Origin of the sequence: Citrobacter sp. Cpo221, from assembly GCF_030332345.1 — a bacterium.
Lineage (GTDB): Bacteria > Pseudomonadota > Gammaproteobacteria > Enterobacterales > Enterobacteriaceae > Citrobacter > Citrobacter portucalensis.
This window is the reverse complement of record NZ_JAOWIA010000057.1, coordinates 153,868-171,495: the sequence shown is the minus strand read 5'-3', so window position 1 is coordinate 171,495 and position 17,628 is coordinate 153,868. Positions and strand designations below refer to the sequence as shown.

14 protein-coding genes are annotated in these 17,628 nt (G+C 52.8%); 9 read left to right on the top strand and 5 right to left on the bottom strand.

Going from position 1 to position 17,628, the window contains the following annotated elements:
- Positions 1-17: 17 nt before the first annotated feature.
- Positions 18-2,204, bottom strand: a complete 2,187-nt coding sequence (gene fhuE, locus OGY72_RS16400; protein ID WP_286548342.1) for a ferric-rhodotorulic acid/ferric-coprogen receptor FhuE — start codon at positions 2,202-2,204, stop codon at positions 18-20.
- Positions 2,205-2,553: 349 nt separating this feature from the next.
- Here fhuE and hinT point away from each other — a divergent pair, with 349 nt between their 5' ends.
- The 8 genes from hinT to OGY72_RS16360 all read left to right on the top strand — a co-directional run bounded on the left by hinT (position 2,554) and on the right by OGY72_RS16360 (position 9,331).
- A complete protein-coding gene (hinT, locus tag OGY72_RS16395; RefSeq protein ID WP_286548340.1) occupies positions 2,554-2,913 on the top strand; it encodes a purine nucleoside phosphoramidase in 360 nt (119 codons plus the stop codon).
- Positions 2,914-2,915: 2 nt separating this feature from the next.
- On the top strand, positions 2,916-3,290 hold the full coding sequence (locus tag OGY72_RS16390) for a YcfL family putative periplasmic lipoprotein (protein WP_286548336.1): 375 nt from the start codon (positions 2,916-2,918) through the stop codon (positions 3,288-3,290).
- A gap of 13 nt (positions 3,291-3,303) precedes the next feature.
- Entirely contained in the window at positions 3,304-3,945 is a 642-nt protein-coding gene (gene lpoB / locus OGY72_RS16385; protein WP_126318439.1) for a penicillin-binding protein activator LpoB, read from the top strand.
- A complete protein-coding gene (thiK, locus tag OGY72_RS16380; RefSeq protein WP_286548334.1) occupies positions 3,926-4,750 on the top strand; it encodes a thiamine kinase in 825 nt (274 codons plus the stop codon). The genes lpoB and thiK overlap by 20 nt, the downstream gene beginning before the upstream one ends.
- A 10-nt stretch (positions 4,751-4,760) precedes the next feature.
- The gene (gene nagZ, locus OGY72_RS16375) at positions 4,761-5,786 is read left to right on the top strand and encodes a beta-N-acetylhexosaminidase (RefSeq protein WP_003832260.1); all 1,026 of its coding nucleotides are present in this window, start codon (positions 4,761-4,763) and stop codon (positions 5,784-5,786) included.
- Positions 5,787-5,807: 21 nt separating this feature from the next.
- On the top strand, positions 5,808-6,350 hold the full coding sequence (gene ycfP / locus OGY72_RS16370) for an alpha/beta hydrolase YcfP (protein WP_003030817.1): 543 nt from the start codon (positions 5,808-5,810) through the stop codon (positions 6,348-6,350).
- A 968-nt stretch (positions 6,351-7,318) separates the two neighbouring features.
- Entirely contained in the window at positions 7,319-8,623 is a 1,305-nt protein-coding gene (ndh, locus tag OGY72_RS16365; RefSeq protein WP_003832263.1) for an NADH-quinone dehydrogenase, read from the top strand.
- A gap of 168 nt (positions 8,624-8,791) precedes the next feature.
- Positions 8,792-9,331 carry a glycine zipper 2TM domain-containing protein gene (locus OGY72_RS16360; RefSeq protein WP_003030814.1) on the top strand — a complete coding sequence of 180 codons (540 nt, stop codon included), beginning with the start codon at positions 8,792-8,794 and terminating at the stop codon, positions 9,329-9,331.
- Positions 9,332-9,388: 57 nt separating this feature from the next.
- On the opposite strand, the gene OGY72_RS16355 is transcribed toward OGY72_RS16360, so the two are convergent.
- Entirely contained in the window at positions 9,389-11,569 is a 2,181-nt protein-coding gene (locus OGY72_RS16355) for a TonB-dependent siderophore receptor (RefSeq protein ID WP_286548331.1), read from the bottom strand.
- Between the two features lie 253 nt (positions 11,570-11,822).
- Positions 11,823-12,458: a TetR family copper-responsive transcriptional repressor ComR gene (gene comR / locus OGY72_RS16350; RefSeq protein WP_286548329.1), complete on the bottom strand. Its 636-nt coding sequence runs from the start codon at positions 12,456-12,458 to the stop codon at positions 11,823-11,825.
- A 243-nt stretch (positions 12,459-12,701) separates the two neighbouring features.
- On the opposite strand from comR, the gene bhsA reads away from it, so the two are divergent.
- On the top strand, positions 12,702-12,959 hold the full coding sequence (bhsA, locus tag OGY72_RS16345) for a multiple stress resistance protein BhsA (RefSeq protein ID WP_003030810.1): 258 nt from the start codon (positions 12,702-12,704) through the stop codon (positions 12,957-12,959).
- An 86-nt stretch (positions 12,960-13,045) separates the two neighbouring features.
- Here the strand turns inward: bhsA and ldtC are convergent, their stop codons facing one another.
- Entirely contained in the window at positions 13,046-14,011 is a 966-nt protein-coding gene (gene ldtC, locus OGY72_RS16340) for a L,D-transpeptidase LdtC (RefSeq protein ID WP_032944376.1), read from the bottom strand.
- A 155-nt stretch (positions 14,012-14,166) separates the two neighbouring features.
- Entirely contained in the window at positions 14,167-17,613 is a 3,447-nt protein-coding gene (gene mfd, locus OGY72_RS16335) for a transcription-repair coupling factor (RefSeq protein WP_126956043.1), read from the bottom strand.
- Positions 17,614-17,628 lie beyond the last annotated feature (15 nt).

Below are 17,628 nucleotides of genomic sequence, written 5' to 3'. Positions count from 1 at the left end.
CTACGCAATACCCGGTGTCAGAACTGATAGCAGGCGGTGATGCTGACGTTGCGCGGCTCGCCATAAACGATAGAACCGTCGATATTCGTGTCGTAGGTTTTATCGAACAGGTTATTGAGGTTACCCTGCACTGAGAAGTTTTTTGTTACCTGGTAGCGGGTGAACAAATCTACCAGGGCGTAGCTTCCCTGTTCCGCGCGGAATGTGCCATAAGGCGTGACCGTATCGCTGTAAACACGATTCTGCCAGTTAACTCCACCGCCTACGGTCAGTTCCGGCATGGCTGGCAGGCGATAACGGGTAAACAGTTTTACCGTGGTCCGTGGCAGGTTCGGGTTTACCACATTGCCTTCGTTGTCTTCAGCAACATAGCGTGTCGCGCCAAATGTCATCTGCCAGTTATCGGTGATTGCACCGTTAACTTCGAATTCGACCCCTTTGCTGACCGTTCCATCCATCGCTTTATAGGCCGTGTCGCCATTGCTACCAGCGATTGGCACGCCGGTTGATTGCGCTACGTTGTCCTGTTCAATGCGAAACACCGCGAGAGTGGTGGTTAAACGGCTGTTCATCCAGTCGGACTTCAGGCCAAGTTCATAGTTGTTGCCGGTAATCGGAGAGAGATATTTACCGGAACTGTCGCGCTTGTTCTGCGGCTGGAAGATTGAGGTATAGCTGGCGTAGGTAGACCAGTTATCGTCAATGTCATAGACCAGACCCGCATACGGCGTGGTGTGGTTTTGCTCCATGCTGTAGGTCAGGGTGTCGATACGCCAGTTGGTGTAACGCGCGCCGACAATCAAATGCAGTGGGTCGGCTAGCGAAATACGCGTTGCGGCGTACAGCGATTTCATGTGCGTGGTATCGTCCTGAGCCAATGACTGCGGGTTCCAGTTGGTTTCCGGGAAGTTACCCTCGTAGGTATAGAAGCTGCCGATTTCGTTGGGGAAAACGTTCGCCCACGAGCTTTCATAACGGTTATTCTGTTTACTGTAGCTGCCGCCCAACATCAGATTATGCTGACGACCAAACAGATCGTAACCGCCGTCGGCGAATAGATCGACAGCATCCACTTTACGTTTGCCGCTGTTCCAGCCGGTTCCTCCGACGTAGTCATATCCCGGTCCATAGTTGCCATATGGGCCAATCAGCGTGCCGTCGGCCTTATTAACATAGGCATCGACGTACATCATTTTACTGTCGAACTTGACCTCGGAGTGGGTGGCGTTCATGGTCGCCTGCCAGGTATCGGCAAAACGTTGTTTGATGGTGACAAACACTTTGTTGAAGTCTTTATCGTTGTAAGCCCAGTCCGGCGCAGTGCTGCGCGAACGGTCATAGCTGTTTTTACTGCCATCGGTATTCCAGCGCGGCAATCCACCCCAGGTTGGGCTGTTGATATCAATGCGCTGATATTCATAGCCCGCAGACAGGCTGGTGGTGTCACCCAAATCGGCATCGACAATCCCAGAGAAGAACATTTTTTCGCTATTGTAGCGATCAAGCCAGGAGTCGTTATTCTGGTAACCCGCCACGATGCGGCCGCGCACGTTGCCGTCTGCCGTAAGCGGGCTTTGCAAATCGGTCACATAGCGTTGTTTATTCCAGCTGCCATATTCCGCTGAAACATTACCGGTGAACTCGCGGCTGGTGGCATGCTTACGGATCATGTTAATGGAGGCTGAAGGGTTACCCGTCCCGGTCATTAGCCCGTTTGCGCCACGGACCACTTCGACACGCTCAAAAAGGGCGGTGTCAGAAAGGGCGTCACCGAGATTCCAGCGGGATTCAAAATAGGTCGGGATCCCATCGACCATATAGTTATCAATCTGAAATCCGCGCGAGTAATAGCTGCTGCGATCGGAATCCGCCTGGCTTTTGCTTATCCCCAACGTGTTGTCCATCACATCGCCCAGCGTTTGCAATTGCTGATCTTCCATGCGTTGCTGGCTGACAATGCTGACCGATTGCGGAATATCGCGCTGTGTCATCTGCATTTTTGTGCCAGCGGTCGTTGATTTAACGCTGTAATCTTGCTCCTCACTGGATGCCGAAGGAGCAGAACCTTCCACGATCACTGTCTCTTCTGCAGGGGCTGCGAGGCTGGTGGAAGGTAAAAGGGCTAGCGTGATGCATGCTGCCAGCAAAGAAGGGGCAAGCCCCGGTTGGCGTTGAACATTCCCGTTGAGTGTTGTGAAAGACATCGAAAAGTCCTTGATAATTATTAATATTAAGTTCGAATCACCGGTAGTTGTGATGAACCCTTTGGTTGTAAACTATTAAATGCGCATGTAAATACAAATGCGAAATATACGCATTAGCAATTAATGTGTAAACAGATGCTACGACATAAATGAAATATTGTTTCAGTACTATGCTTGAGCAATAGCGCAGGAAAATGGTTATAAGAGCAGCACTGACTGAGGTTTTCGCTTAAAAAATCGAGGGTTAAAGTTGAAAGAGCGTGAGGAACTCGCTCATACTCTATACTCGCAGAGTTACCCGGCGTAGCATGGCAAAACGCCTGGGCTGTTAATGAAAAAGGAAAACGTCGTGGCAGAAGAAACTATATTCAGCAAAATTATTCGTCGTGAGATTCCGTCGGATATCGTATACCAGGATGAACTGGTCACTGCGTTTCGTGATATTTCCCCTCAGGCACCAACGCATATCCTGATCATTCCTAATATTCTGATCCCAACTGTCAACGATGTGACGGCGGAACATGAACAGGCATTGGGCCGCATGATCACCGTTGCGGCGAAAATTGCTGAGCAGGAAGGCATTGCTGCAGATGGGTACCGCTTAATCATGAACACCAACCGCCACGGGGGGCAGGAGGTGTATCACATTCATATGCACCTGCTGGGTGGACGTACGCTTGGCCCAATGCTTGCGCATAAAGGTCTGTAAGCATGACCAGAGGATGCATTGCGCTTTCACTGGGCTTGCTGTTGCTGGCGGGTTGTCGTTCACACCCTGAAATCCCAGTAAGTGATGAACAGTCGCTGGTGATGGAATCAACAATTCTGGCGGCGGGTATTACAGCAGAGCAGCCCACGTTAACCACGTCTGATATTCAGGCCTCGGCATCCTCTCGACTCTATAACGAAAGACAAGAACCCGTTACCGTTCATTATCGGTTTTACTGGTATGACGCCAGAGGGCTGGAAATGCACCCTCTGGAAGCGCCACGCAGTGTGACTGTTCCGGCTCATTCGTCGGTGACGCTGTACGGCAGCGCCAATTATCTGGGGGCGCACAAGGTTAGACTTTATCTTTATTTGTAAGGGGTGAATCTTGATGAACAAAATGAATCGCTACGCACTGATTGCCGCGCTGGCGATGTTTCTCTCTGGCTGTGTGGTGCAACGTGAGCCCGCGCCGGTAGAGGAAGTCAAGCCGGTGCCGGAACAGCCTGCGCAGCCGCAACAGCCGGTGCCGGTTGTGCCAACGGTGCCAACCATACCGCAGCAGCCGGGCCCGATTGAGCACGAGGACCAAACGGCGCAGCCGACGCCACGTCAACGTCATTATGACTGGAATGGGGCGATGCAGCCGATGGTCGGCAAAATGCTGCAGGCCGACGGCGTCAAAGCGGGTGGCGTTCTGCTGGTTGATAGCGTGAATAACCGTACCAACGGCTCGTTGAACGCGGGGGAAGCCACCGAGACCTTGCGTAACGCGCTGGCGAATAACGGTAAGTTTACGCTGATTTCTGCCCAACAACTGGCTGTCGCCAAGCAGCAGTTAGGTCTGTCGCCAAACGATAGCCTGGGAACACGCAGTAAAGCGATTGGTATCGCCCGTAACGTTGGTGCGCAGTATGTGCTTTATTCCAGCGCATCTGGCAACGTCAATTCGCCTGCGCTGCAAATGCAATTAATGCTGGTACAAACTGGCGAGATAATCTGGTCAGGTAAAGGTGCCGTTCAGCAACAATAACAAACTCACGCGCGGCGAAGTGTTGTCGCGCTATTTCCCGCAGTATCATCCCGTCGCAGCCAGCCAAACCGGTCTGAGCGGCGGGAGCTGCATCATTGAACACCGTTCCCACCGGCTGGTGCTGCGCTGCCATCACGACCCTGACGCGCCGGAATCTCATTTCTTACGCCAATATCATGCGCTAAAACACCTGCCAGAAAGCCTTGCGCCACGTCCTCACTTTTATACGCGTGGGTGGATGGCAGTCGAGTTTTTTCACGGTAAGGTAGAATCCAGATTACCGGACGCCGACGAACTCGCAGGCTTACTGTATCATCTGCACCAGCAACCCCGATTGGGCTGGCGAATCAGCCTGCTGCCGCTACTTGAACAGTACTGGCAGTGTGGCGATCCGGCGCGTCGTACGCCATGCTGGCTGCGCGCGCTGAAGCGGCTAAGGAAACGAGGTGAGCCTCGACCTTTGCGTCTGGGGCCGCTGCATATGGATGTTCACGGTGACAACATCGTACGAACAGACTCAGGGCTGCGGCTGATTGACTGGGAATACGCCGGAGACGGTGATATTGCCCTGGAGCTGGCGGCGGTATGGGTCAGCGATGAATCCCAGCACCAACAGTTGGTTAGCACCTACGGCCAACGAGCGCACATTGAGCCAGACGTTTTGTGGCGACAAGTCAGACAATGGCAACCCTGGATAATGATGCTGAAGGCGGGGTGGTTTGAGTATCGCTGGCGGCAAACCGGCGATCGACAATTTATCAGGCTGGCCGATGAAACCTGGCGGCAGCTAACAATGAAAGGATAAGGAGAGCAGTGTGGGCCCAGTAATGTTGGATGTCGAAGGGTATGAGCTGGACGCTGAAGAGCGTGAGATTCTGGCGCATCCGCTGGTAGGTGGGTTGATCCTCTTTACCCGAAATTATCATGATCCGGAACAGCTGCGTGAATTAGTGCGCCAGATCCGGGCTGCGTCACGTAACCATCTGGTGGTGGCGGTAGATCAGGAAGGCGGACGCGTACAGCGTTTTCGTGAGGGCTTTACCCGCCTGCCTGCGGCTCAATCCTTTGCTGCGTTGCACGGTCTGGAAGAGGGCGGCAAACTGGCTCAGGACGCCGGATGGTTGATGGCCAGCGAAATGATCGCGATGGACATTGATATCAGCTTTGCACCCGTACTGGATGTGGGCCATATCAGCGCGGCAATCGGCGAGCGTTCTTACCATGCCGATCCGCTAAAAGCGCTGGCGATGGCGACCCGCTTCATTGACGGGATGCATACTGCTGGCATGAAAACGACCGGTAAACATTTCCCAGGACATGGGGCGGTGACGGCGGATTCACACAAAGAAACCCCAACCGATCCACGCCCAGAAGCCGAGATTCGTGCGAAAGATATGTCCGTGTTCCAGACGTTGATTACGGAAAACAAACTGGATGCCATTATGCCTGCGCACGTCATCTACAGTGATGTAGATCCGCGTCCGGCGAGTGGTTCACCTCACTGGCTGAAAACGGTGCTGCGCCAGGAGCTTGGCTTCGATGGTGTCATTTTCTCCGACGATTTGTCGATGGAAGGGGCGGCGATTATGGGAAGCTATGCGGAGCGTGGACAGGCATCGCTGGATGCAGGTTGCGATATGATCCTGGTCTGCAATAATCGTAAGGGAGCGGTCAGTGTGTTAGATAATCTGTCGCCGATCAATGCAGAACGTGTTACACGTTTGTATCATAAAGGTTCATTTTCACGTCAGGAACTGATGGACTCGGCACGCTGGAAGACGGTAAGCGCTCAACTTAACCAACTTCATGAGCGCTGGCAGGAAGAGAAAGCAGGTCATTAACGCAAGTTTGGCGAGGATGCGATGATTATCTATTTACACGGTTTTGACTCTAACAGCCCGGGCAACCATGAGAAGGTGTTGCAGCTGCAATTCATCGACCCGGATGTCAGGCTGATTAGCTACAGTACGCGGCATCCTAAACATGATATGCAGCATCTGCTGAAAGAAGTGGACAAAATGCTGCAGCTGAATGTGGATGACCGTCCACTGATTTGTGGTGTGGGGCTCGGGGGATATTGGGCTGAACGGATTGGTTTCCTGTGTGATATTCGTCAGGTAGTGTTTAATCCCAACCTGTTCCCGTATGAGAACATGGAAGGCAAAATCGACAGACCTGAGGAGTATGCAGACATCGCAACAAAATGCGTGACCAATTTCCGTGAGAAGAATCGCGATCGCTGCCTGGTGATCCTGTCACGTCATGATGAAGCGCTTAACAGTCAGCGTTCGTCGGAAGAGCTGCATCATTTTTACGAGATAGTCTGGGACGAAGAGCAGACGCATAAGTTTAAGAATATCTCTCCGCATTTGCAGCGCATCAAAGCGTTCAAAACGTTAGGTTAATTCTTATTGAGCGTTTAAATAAACAGCCGCCAGGCTAATGCTCGTCAGTTACGAACGTATGGTGAACATGTGATCCCGGCTCAGGGTTCCGTTCACCTCATGCTCATCATTTCTCTGAAGCGCAGATACCTGTGAACGTGCAAGGGAGGCTCACCGCCGCCTCCCTTGCAACCCAGGCTCCCGGCGGGAAAATCGTCGCTGCGCGAGTTATTCGTCTTATGCCGTCTGCCTGTCGGGTCGGGGTCGAGCCTGCGTCCATGCAGGCCGTCCCCTCTGTCCGCATCCCTGCGGACAGACCCGGTCAGCCGTCAATGCCTCATCGATTTTCAGCCGGACCGGGGTCATCGCTTCAACGCACTGACTTCCAGTTAAATCTTTTTTGCTGTTTAAACAAAAAACGCAGATGGTCAGGTGTGGGCTGGTCCGGCTGAAAATTGCCGACGTGTTTCCGTAAGGCCGGGAGAGCCAGCATGGATGCTGGCTCAGGGCGCGCTTTGCAAGGACGCTTCCTCGCGCCCGGCCCGGTAGCCTGGAGGAATAAGCGGAGGGTATTGCGCAGCAACAATTTTCCTGCCGGGAGCCGGGATTGTAAAGGGCGTGGCGGAGAACGCCCTTTACACGTTCACAGGAATCGGTGCTTAAGAGAAATGATGAGCATGAGGTGAACGGAACTCTTTCTCCGAGATAGCATGTTCTTTACCTCGGGCAGCACAGCTTGAAGCTTTCTGAAACTGAGGTGCTAACTGACTGGCATTACAGCCATCGGGCTGTTTTTTTGTTCTTAAAGTTCCGGTTGTCTATCTTTTCAGCATCAAAACTTGATACACATCAATTTTGGTATGACCAATGCACCGTTCGTGTTATTCTCACTCTCGAAGAACATTTTCATTACCGTAACTTGTTGTTAATTAAAGGCTATGCTCATAACCTTTAATTAACAATTGGTTAATAAATTTGAGGGGGTCACGTTGACTACACCATTGAAAAGGATCGTGATTGTCGGCGGCGGTGCTGGCGGACTGGAAATGGCGACGCAGCTGGGTAAAAAACTCGGGCGTAAGAAAAAGGCCAAAATCACACTGGTAGACAGAAACCACAGTCACTTGTGGAAACCGTTACTGCATGAAGTGGCGACGGGTTCACTGGACGAAGGTGTGGATGCGCTGAGTTATCTGGCTCATGCCCGTAACCATGGCTTCCAGTTCCAGTTAGGCTCGGTGGTGGATATCGATCGTGAAGCGAAGACCATTACTCTCGCTGAGCTGCGTGATGAGAAGGGTGAGCTGCTGGTTCCTGAGCGTAAAGTGCCGTATGACACGCTGGTGATGGCGTTGGGCAGTACGTCCAACGATTTCAACACCCCTGGCGTGAAAGAAAACTGCATTTTCCTCGATAACCCGCATCAGGCGCGTCGTTTCCACCAGGAGATGCTGAATCTGTTCCTGAAGTATTCCGCGAATCTGGGCGCTAACGGAAAAGTGAATATCGCCATTGTGGGTGGCGGTGCGACGGGGGTTGAACTCTCCGCTGAGCTGCACAATGCGGTAAAACAACTGCACAGCTATGGTTACAAAGGGCTGACCAACGACGCGCTGAACGTTACGCTGGTCGAAGCCGGTGAGCGTATTCTGCCTGCGTTGCCGCCGCGTATTTCCGGTGCTGCGCATAATGAGTTAACCAAATTGGGCGTACGCGTACTGACCCAGACGATGGTAACCAGCGCTGACGAAGGCGGACTGCACACCAAAGATGGCGAATACATTAAAGCCGATCTGATGGTGTGGGCGGCGGGTATCAAAGCGCCAGACTTTATGAAAGACATTGGCGGTCTGGAAACGAACCGTATTAACCAACTGGTGGTTGAGCCAACTCTGCAGAGCACGCGCGATCCTGACGTGTACGCGATTGGCGACTGCGCTTCCTGCGCCCGTCCGGAAGGCGGTTTTGTGCCTCCGCGCGCTCAGGCTGCACACCAGATGGCGACCTGTGCGATGAACAATATTCTGGCACAGATGAACGGCAAGCCGCTGAAAGCGTATCAGTACAAAGATCACGGCTCTCTGGTCTCGCTCTCTAACTTCTCTACCGTGGGTAGCCTGATGGGCAACCTGACCCGTGGTTCGATGATGGTGGAAGGGCGTATTGCGCGCTTTGTGTACATCTCACTGTACCGCATGCACCAGATTGCTTTGCACGGCTACTTCAAAACCGGCCTGATGATGCTGGTCGGCAGTATCAACCGGGTGATTCGCCCGCGTCTGAAACTGCATTAATATCGACTTGTGGCGTCGGATGATTTTACGCATCCGGCGCCTTCCTTCAGAGTTGTCTGAATCATTCCGCTTTCGCTCCACCTCCCGCTATTTTCATCCGTAATCTGATTGGCATTCCTTACCTTCTGTTGCAAAGTTGTTGCTAATAGCAAAAAAGGAGGAAGTCCCGTGAATAAATCAATGTTGGCGGGTATAGGGATTGGCGTAGCTGCTGCGCTGGGTGTTGCAGCGGTGGCCAGTCTGAACGTTTTCGAGCGTGGCCCACAGTATGCGCAAGTTGTCTCTGCAACACCGATTAAAGAGTCGGTAAAAACACCACGTCAGGAGTGCCGGAACGTAACGGTCACGCACCGTAAGCCGGTACAAGATGAAAACCGTATCGCGGGTTCCGTGCTGGGCGCGGTTGCGGGTGGTGTTATTGGGCATCAGTTTGGCGGTGGACGTGGTAAAGATATTGCCACCGTGGCCGGTGCTTTAGGCGGCGGCTATGCAGGAAACCAGATTCAGGGTTCGATGCAGGAAAACGATACTTACACCACCACGCAGCAACGTTGTAAAACGGTGTATGACAAATCTGAAAAGATGCTGGGCTACGACGTGACGTACAAAATTGGCGATCAGCAGGGGAAAATCCGTATGGATAAGGACCCCGGTGCGCAAATTCCGTTGGATAACAACGGACAGTTGGTACTGAATAACAAAGCGTAAAATAGCATTATCCTGAACATTAGCCCCCCATTCGCTCAGGCTGGGGGGCTTTTTTTATCAGAAGGTTAAGGCGTAGTTCAGACCAAAAGTACGACCCCGGCCCTTGTATTCATACAGTGACGGGCTGCCGTAGGTTGGGCTGTACAGCAGTGGCGCACGTTGTCCCCACAGTGTGGTGTACTCTTCATTCAGCAGGTTTTCCACGCTGAAGGTCAGCTTACCCAACGGGAGCTGATAGCTGCCGATAAAGTCCATGGTGTTATAGCCATCCAGCTTGTTACCGCTGGCGTCGGTCAGATCAAATGTTTGCTGGCTCTGTACGCGCAAGGTCCACGGTTCTGGTGCCCAGCCGACCCACGCGGTTGCTTTGGACGGTGAGGCCAGCGTGACATCCCATTTTTGCCATTTACCGTTCTGCTTCACTTCCGATTTAATGACATTGAAGTTGCCGCCCAGGCTCCAGTCCGTATCCGCAATGAAATAATCCACTGCACCTTCAAGGCCATAAATGCGGCGATCGTCGGGCTGAACGTTAATGGTCATATCGCTGCGGTTGATAACGATCGATTTATCCGAAGTCGAGTAGTAAGCGGCCAGTTGCGTGCGCAGACTATCGCCGGTGTAGCGCCACCCCAGTTCGTACGAGTTCACTTTAATCCCTTCCAGACGTGAATCCGCCACGTTGACGCTGCGCTGGAGCTGGTAATGATCGCCAACCAGCGAATAGGTACCGTTACCGTAATATTTCCCTGGGTCCGGAAGCTCCACGCCCTGAGAAAAGTTAAACCACGTTTGCTGACGGTCGGTCAGGTGGGCAAGGATACCGGCGTTGAACAGGAAATTATCGTAATCGGTTTTGCCGCCCGGAATGGTATCGGCAGAGTTCGCAAGCCCGGTCGCGATTCCCTGCTGTTGGGCATAGCCAACGAAATCATCAACCCTGTTTTCGGTCCACTGATAGCGCACACCGCCGCTGAGGGTAAAGATGTCGTTAATGTCATAGCTGTTTTGCAGGAAAGGCGCGAAGTTGGTGATGCTGTAACCGGGGTAACGTCCGGTGGTATAAGCTGTACGGTTATCCATACCGCCGGAGGGCAGGGACCAGGCCAGATCGAAGAATTTCTGATTGGAGTCGAAGGTTTCGTGATCGGCATCGACACCCCACGTCAGCTCCCAGTTATCCATCAACTGGCTGTTGAGAGTAATTTTGGCACCAAACTGGTCTGTGTCCTGCTGTGATGCGGAGAAACTGGTGACCTTACCTTTGCTGAGCGTAGGGAAGGGATAGAATTTCAGTGATTCATCACGGTAATAGATTTGGCTGACCAGGTTCTGGCCATAAAAATCCGCATCTGAATATTGCAGGCTAATAAGATGACGTTCGGTGCCGGGAATACGATCGGAATTCAGTCCGCTGCTGGTGTATGCTTTGCCGTTTCCGGTCACGGCGGACATGTTCTCGCCGAGATCCAGCCCGTAATCGTCATCCCCCTGACTCTTATAGTACTGAGTAACCAGTTGCAACTGACGGTTGTCGTCAAGTTCAATTGTCCCGGTGCCCATGATGTCCAGACGATCGGAGTGCTGTAGCCCGGTTTGGGTGTTATCCAGCAGCAGGGCATCGTGATTACCGTCATACCAGCCGCCAAATCGTTGATACGCGACGGACATACGCCCGGAAGCGCGATCGGTTCCGCCACTCACCGCCGCGGCAACACGTTCATCATGATCGTTGCTATTGTTGAAACCGCTTTTGCTCCCCAGTTCGAGTTCTACTTCACGCTCCGGCTGGCCTTTTTTGGTGACAATGTTGATTAATCCGCCGGTACTGCCACCGCCATAAAGTGAGGTTGCGCCTGAAATGACTTCAATGTGCGCAATATTAAACGGGTCAATGGAGTCAAGTTGACGGCTGTCGGTTCGCGAGGAGTTCAGACGGACGCCGTCAATGAGCACGACAATGGCGCGACCACGCATGTTCATGCCGTAGTTTGTGCGTCCCTGACTACTAACATCGATTCCTGGGATTAGCTGAGCAAGAACATCCTTGAACTCTTTTCCTCCCTGAACCTGTTGTTCAATCTCGCTTCCTTCAATAACCCAGGTCGTTTGCGCCATTTCTGCCACGGTGCGCTGGCTACGGTTGGCGCTGACGATGAGGTTCTCTTCCTCAGCCGCAACAGCGGGTAGAGTTAAAGATAACAGAAGAGGATTGAGCACCCAGAGACGCTTATGCATTTGTATTCCTTTTAAAAAAGTCGGTCTGTTTTTGTTATAGCGGTAGAGAAACCGATGGTTACATTGTGAAACAGGCGTTAAAACAAATGCGAATATTGCTGATAATAATTGTCGTTATCAATACCTTTTACAAAAAATGATCGGGTAAGATGATGAAAACAATGAAGAATGTAGGGGTAATGCATGAAATTCTAACCGGGGGCTTTATCAGCTCCCGGGGTTGTGAGTACTGCGGGGGAATTGCGGGAAAGGGTTAAGCTTTGACGAGTTCGGGCCACAGACGCAGCGTTGTGTGTGCGATCTGCATCAGTTTTTCAAACGTTGCACCTTCCCGGGCGCTGATCGACATACCTTGTAAAATACAGTTCAGGTATTCAGCCAGTTTTTGCACGTCGCAATGGGCTGGAATTTCGCCTCGTTGCTGGCGCTGGCGAAGAAACTGGGTAAGCGTCTGTTCCTGCATTGCATGGCGGGATTTCACCGTGTGCGCAATATCGCGGGAAGAGGCTGCCAGCGTCGCAGAAGTGTTAATCATGAAACATCCCGCCGGGGTGTCCTTGCTGGTAAAGCAGGCCGCTATGGCGGTGAAATAGTCTTCTAGTGCGGACTCAAGGCTTTTTTCTTCACAAAACAGTTGGGCTTCGTGTTTCGCCGCAAAGCGGGTGATGTAGCGGTCCAGTACGGCACGGAACAACCCTTCTTTATTGGTGAACTCCGCATACAGCGTGGGCGCTTTTGCGCCGGTGGCTTCCACGAGATCGGCGAGTGATGTCGCTTCATATCCGTGCTGCCAGAAGAGTGTCATGGCCTTATCAAGCGCGGCTTCCCTGTCGAACACTTTTGGTCGGCCACGGCTTTTTTTAGCACAACCTGTCGTTTCAGTTGTCATGGCGCCGATGTACCTTTGTTGGGTTTATTGAATAACCATTATAAAAATATTCGACTGCACACTCCAGCGGATTCACGATAAAAATAATTTATAGCTATTAGCATGAAAAATAAGACCTTTATATTTTATATAACGATCATTATAAAAAAATGTTGACGTGTGACCTGGATCACATCTATGATTTACCTATCGATCGTTAAGTTAATCTTTTCGACACCCATTCATCTGCTAAAGGTCACTATCATGAAAAACGTAAAAACACTGTTTGTCGCTGCTGTTCTTAGCTCACTGTCATTTGCAAGCTTTGCCGCTGTTGAAGTTCAGTCCACTCCTGCGGGTCAAGAGAAAGTCGGTACTATTTCTGCGAATGCGGGGACTAACTTAGGTTCTCTGGAAGATCAACTGGCGCAGAAAGCCGATGAGATGGGTGCGAAGTCTTTCCGTATTACTTCCGTTACCGGTCCTAACACTCTTCACGGAACTGCTGTTATCTACAAATAAGATTTAACCCATCGCAATGCCACTGCGAGTTAAATAAAAAAACCCCGCGGAATAAAATCCAGCGGGGTTTTTTTTATACGCTACGATTACAGCGGTTGTTGAGCAACGTCATGATGACGGGTCACATCGACCGGCATGCCTGAGCGAATCTCCATCGCATGATCCATGACGGCGGTATCTGTTTGCGCCGCATTTTTAAATGTCTGCATGGACGCGTTCAGCACGATCGGCAGCAGTTGCGGATCGTCATTGATTTTTTCGGACAGCGGTTGGTGTACTTCCACCAGGCGCACGCCATTAGGCTCAACGGATGCTTTAATCGGCGTATTGATAATATTGACCTTAGTTCCGGGCGTTACCTGACGGAACAGGGTTTCGATATCACCGTCGCGCAGACGAATACAGCCGGAACTGACACGCATTCCGATGCCAAAATCAGCATTTGTACCGTGCAACAGGTACACGCCGCCGTATGCCGCTAAGCGAATCGCATGATGGCCCATCGGGTTATCCGGACCGGCAGGCACAACGGCAGGCAGGTCAATCCCGTTTGCTTTGTATCGCGCGCGGATATTTGCCGTTGGCGTCCAGGTGGGATTGGCGCGTTTATCAGAGATGGTGGTTACCATCGTAGGCGTCAGCGTGTCACCACCTAACTGGCCAATACCAATAGGATACACGGTCACCGAATTGGTCCCCGGCTGGTAATAATAAAGACGCAGTTCGGCGAGGTTGATAACAATACCTTCGCGCGGAGCGTCAGGTAGCAAAGTTTGTAACGGGATCGTCAAAACGCTGCCCGGACGTGGTACGTAAGGGTCAACGCCAGGGTTGGCCTGCAGTAGCGCGAGAAAGCCGACATTGTACTTTTTCGCAATCGCCTCCAGAGAGCCGCCATTGTCTTCAACAACATGAACGGCATTCTGACCCACCAGACGGCTTCCCGGTGGCGGCAGCGGCCAGGTGTTTGCCTGAGCCGGAAGTGCTAACGCGAATGTCGCTGCAAGCGTAAAAAACGCGAGCCAGCGAGAGAGTCGTTTATTGTTTAACATCACCATAAATCCATTGTTTTTACGTGGTTTTTATTATGTAAAAGTAAACGAGAATTATGGCTGTTTGCTGTGTCGGGAAGTGCAGGGAAGTGCAAAGAGTTTGTAAATTCATCAGGCCGGGTGAGTGGTGTGTTCACCCGGCCTGTTTGCTATGCTTATGCTACGGCGTTTTCTTCAAGCTGACGCATAAACTGGCGGACCCAGTCGATCCGCGTTTTACGCTCGCTCAACTCCTGCATGAATTTCAGCCGGGTTGGACCGTCCAGACGGAAGTGCTGCGGCTGCTTTTGCAGTAAACCAATCAGCCAGACCGGGTTGACGTGGTTTTTCTCGGCAAATTCAATGGTACCGCCTTTTTCATTGCCTTCGAGCTTTCTGATCCCCAGTTTCTGCGCCTGCTGGCGTAAACGGGCGATATCCAGCAGCGTACGAGCCGGGTCGGGCAGCAAGCCAAAACGGTCTATCAGCTCAACCTTAATTTCTTCCAGTTCGTTTTCGCCTTTCGCACTGGCAATGCGCTTGTAGAACGACAGTCGGGTGTTTACATCCGGGATATAGTCATCCGGCAGCAGAGACGGCATGCGCAGTTCAACTTCGGTTTGCTGGCTGGTGAGATCTTCCAGTGACGGCTCACGCCCTTCTTTGAGCGCATCGACCGCGTTTTCCAGCAGTTCCATATACAATGAGAAGCCGATGCTTTCCATGGAACCACTCTGATCTTCACCCAGTAATTCCCCGGCGCCGCGAATTTCGAGGTCGTGGGTCGCCAGCGCAAAACCTGCGCCCAAATCTTCCAGCGAGGCGATGGCTTCCAGACGTTTTTGCGCGTCGGTGGTCATTGCTTTCGGATGCGGCGTCAGCAGCCAGGCGTAAGCCTGGTGGTGAGAACGTCCCACACGACCGCGCAGCTGGTGTAATTGCGCTAAACCGAAGTGATCCGCTCGTTCGATGATGATGGTGTTAGCGGTGGGGATGTCGATCCCGGTTTCGATAATGGTGGTACACACCAGCACGTTAAAACGCTGATGGTGGAAATCGTTCATCACGCGTTCCAGTTCGCGCTCGCGCATTTGTCCGTGACCGATACCAATACGCGCTTCCGGCACCAGTTCAGCCAGCCTGTCAGCGGTTTTCTGGATGTTTTCGACGTCGTTAAACAGATAATAAACTTGTCCCCCGCGCAGAACTTCACGCAGGATCGCCTCGCGTACCACCAGGTTGTCGTATTCGCGCACGAAGGTTTTGACCGCCAGACGACGAGCGGGCGGCGTGGCGATAATCGACAGATCGCGCATGCCGCTCATTGCCATATTGAGCGTACGTGGAATTGGCGTTGCCGTCAGGGTCAGAATATCGACATCTGCGCGCATCGCCTTGATGCGTTCTTTGTGGCGAACGCCGAAACGGTGCTCTTCATCGACAATCAGCAGACCCAGATCTTTTAACTTCACATCCGCTTGCAGCAGTTTGTGCGTGCCGATGAGAATATCAATTTTTCCCTCGGCAACTTGCTCCAGAATCTGCGCTTGCTCTTTGGCGCTACGGAAACGGGACAACATCTCAATGCGTACCGGCCAGTTGGCAAAGCGGTCGCGGAAGTTGTCGAAGTGCTGCTGTGCGAGCAGGGTGGTCGGCACCAGCACGGCAACCTGCTTGTGGTTCTCTACGGCGAGAAAGGCCGCGCGCATCGCGACTTCGGTTTTACCAAAGCCGACGTCGCCGCACACCAGGCGGTCCATGGCCAGCGGTTGACACATATCGCTGAGTACCGCGTTAATCGCCTGCGCCTGGTCAGGCGTGGTTTCAAACGGGAAGCTGTCGCAAAACAGCTGGTACTGTTCACGGTCATGCTTAAAGGCAAAGCCTTCTTTCGCCGCGCGCTGGGCATAAATATCCAGCAGCTCTGCCGCAACATCGCGCACCTTCTCAGCGGCTTTCTGTCGGGCGCGTGACCAGGCATCGCCGCCAAGTTTATGCAGCGGCGCATTCTCTTCCGCGCCACCGGCATAGCGGCTGATCAGATGCAGTGACGACACCGGCACGTACAGTTTGGCGTCGTTGGCATAAGTGAGCATCAGGTATTCACCGGTGATGCCGCCCGCTTCCAGCGTGGTCATACCGGCATAACGGCCCACGCCGTGCTCCAGATGCACCACCGGTTGACCGGGATGCAGCTCTGCGAGGTTACGAATTAACGTATCCGGGTTGATGGTGCGACGAGAATCCTGGCGGCGGCGCGCCACGCGTTCCCCAAGCAGATCGCTTTCACAAATCAGCGCCAGATTGCGTTTGCTATCGATGAAGCCGTGCTCAGCTGCGCCAATCATCAGATAACGACCGTTATCTACGGCTTCATCGAGTCGCAATATCCGCTTCGGCGCCACTTTGATACGGGCGAGCAGTTCGCCAAGCGCTTCACGGCGGCCTTCACTTTCCACCGAGAAAATCACCGGACCGGTGAAGCCTTCAAGGAATTTACGTAACGCATCTAACGGCGCTTTTTGCTGCGCCTGAACGGCAATATCCGGCAGCTTCTGGAACCCGAGGTTGGTATTTGCTGCTTTGTTCGCCAGACTCTCGGTTTTCAGTTGAACGCGCGGCCAGCGTTTAAGTTCAGAAAACAGCTCATCAACCCGCAGCCACAGCGATTCCGGCGGCAGAAGCGGGCGCATCGGATCAACACCTCGATTTTCAAAGCGTGACAGGGTATCGGCCTGGAAGCGTTCTGCGCTGGTCTCGATATCACCGGTATTCACCAATAATGTATTGGAGGGGAAGTAGCTGAACAGCGGCGGCAGCGGCTCGCAGAAAAACAGCGGTTGCCAGTATTCAATACCCGCAGGTAACGTGCCTTTGCTGACCTGCTGGTAAATATGTTCGGCGTCGCGTTTCACCTCAAAGGTATCGCGCCACTGGCTACGGAATAGCTCGATGGCCGTTTTGTCAGTCGGGAATTCGTGGGCGGGAAGCAAATTAATGGCATCGACTTCTTCCAGCGTGCGCTGGGTGTCGGTATCAAACAGACGCAGGCTGTCGATTTCGTCATCAAAGAAATCCAGACGATAAGGCAACTCGCTGCCCATCGGGAACAGATCCAACAACGCGCCGCGGGTGGCGTATTCGCCGTGTTCCATGACCTGATCAACATGGCGATAGCCCGCACTGTCCAGCTGTTCACGCAGAGCGTCACGTGAAAGTCGCTGGCCCTTTTTCATGACCAGCGCATGGCCGTGCAGATAGCTGTGCGGACAAACGCGCTGCATCAGTGTATTTACCGGAACGATCAGCACGCCGCGCTGCATGGCAGGCAGTTGATACAGCGTGGAGAGCCGCGAGGAGATAATCTCCTGATGGGGAGAAAAGCTGTCGTAGGGTAGCGTTTCCCAGTCGGCCAGGTTCATCACCATCTGGTCGGTAAACTGACGAATTTCATCATGCAGACGCAGCGCATTTTGCATGTCCGGCGCGATCAGGACCACTGGACCCGCGTGATGTTCGGCGATTTCGGCGACCAGCGTTGCGCAGGCTGCACCGGTAAGCTCACCTAACTGGCGCTGATCGCCAGCTTTCGCCGGGAGCGTATAACGATGTTGTTCAGGCATTCGGTTGTCAGGATC

Bases quoted from the DNA above. Each gene is read 5' to 3' on its own strand.
- fhuE (WP_286548342.1), bottom strand. From the start codon at position 2,204: ATGTCTTTCACAACACTCAACGGGAATGTTCAACGCCAACCGGGGCTT.
- OGY72_RS16390 (WP_286548336.1), top strand. From the start codon at position 2,916: ATGACCAGAGGATGCATTGCGCTTTCACTGGGCTTGCTGTTGCTGGCG.
- lpoB (WP_126318439.1), top strand. From the start codon at position 3,304: ATGAACAAAATGAATCGCTACGCACTGATTGCCGCGCTGGCGATGTTT.
- ycfP (WP_003030817.1), top strand. From the start codon at position 5,808: ATGATTATCTATTTACACGGTTTTGACTCTAACAGCCCGGGCAACCAT.
- OGY72_RS16355 (WP_286548331.1), bottom strand. From the start codon at position 11,569: ATGCATAAGCGTCTCTGGGTGCTCAATCCTCTTCTGTTATCTTTAACT.
- comR (WP_286548329.1), bottom strand. From the start codon at position 12,458: ATGACAACTGAAACGACAGGTTGTGCTAAAAAAAGCCGTGGCCGACCA.
- bhsA (WP_003030810.1), top strand. From the start codon at position 12,702: ATGAAAAACGTAAAAACACTGTTTGTCGCTGCTGTTCTTAGCTCACTG.
- ldtC (WP_032944376.1), bottom strand. From the start codon at position 14,011: ATGTTAAACAATAAACGACTCTCTCGCTGGCTCGCGTTTTTTACGCTT.
- mfd (WP_126956043.1), bottom strand. From the start codon at position 17,613: ATGCCTGAACAACATCGTTATACGCTCCCGGCGAAAGCTGGCGATCAG.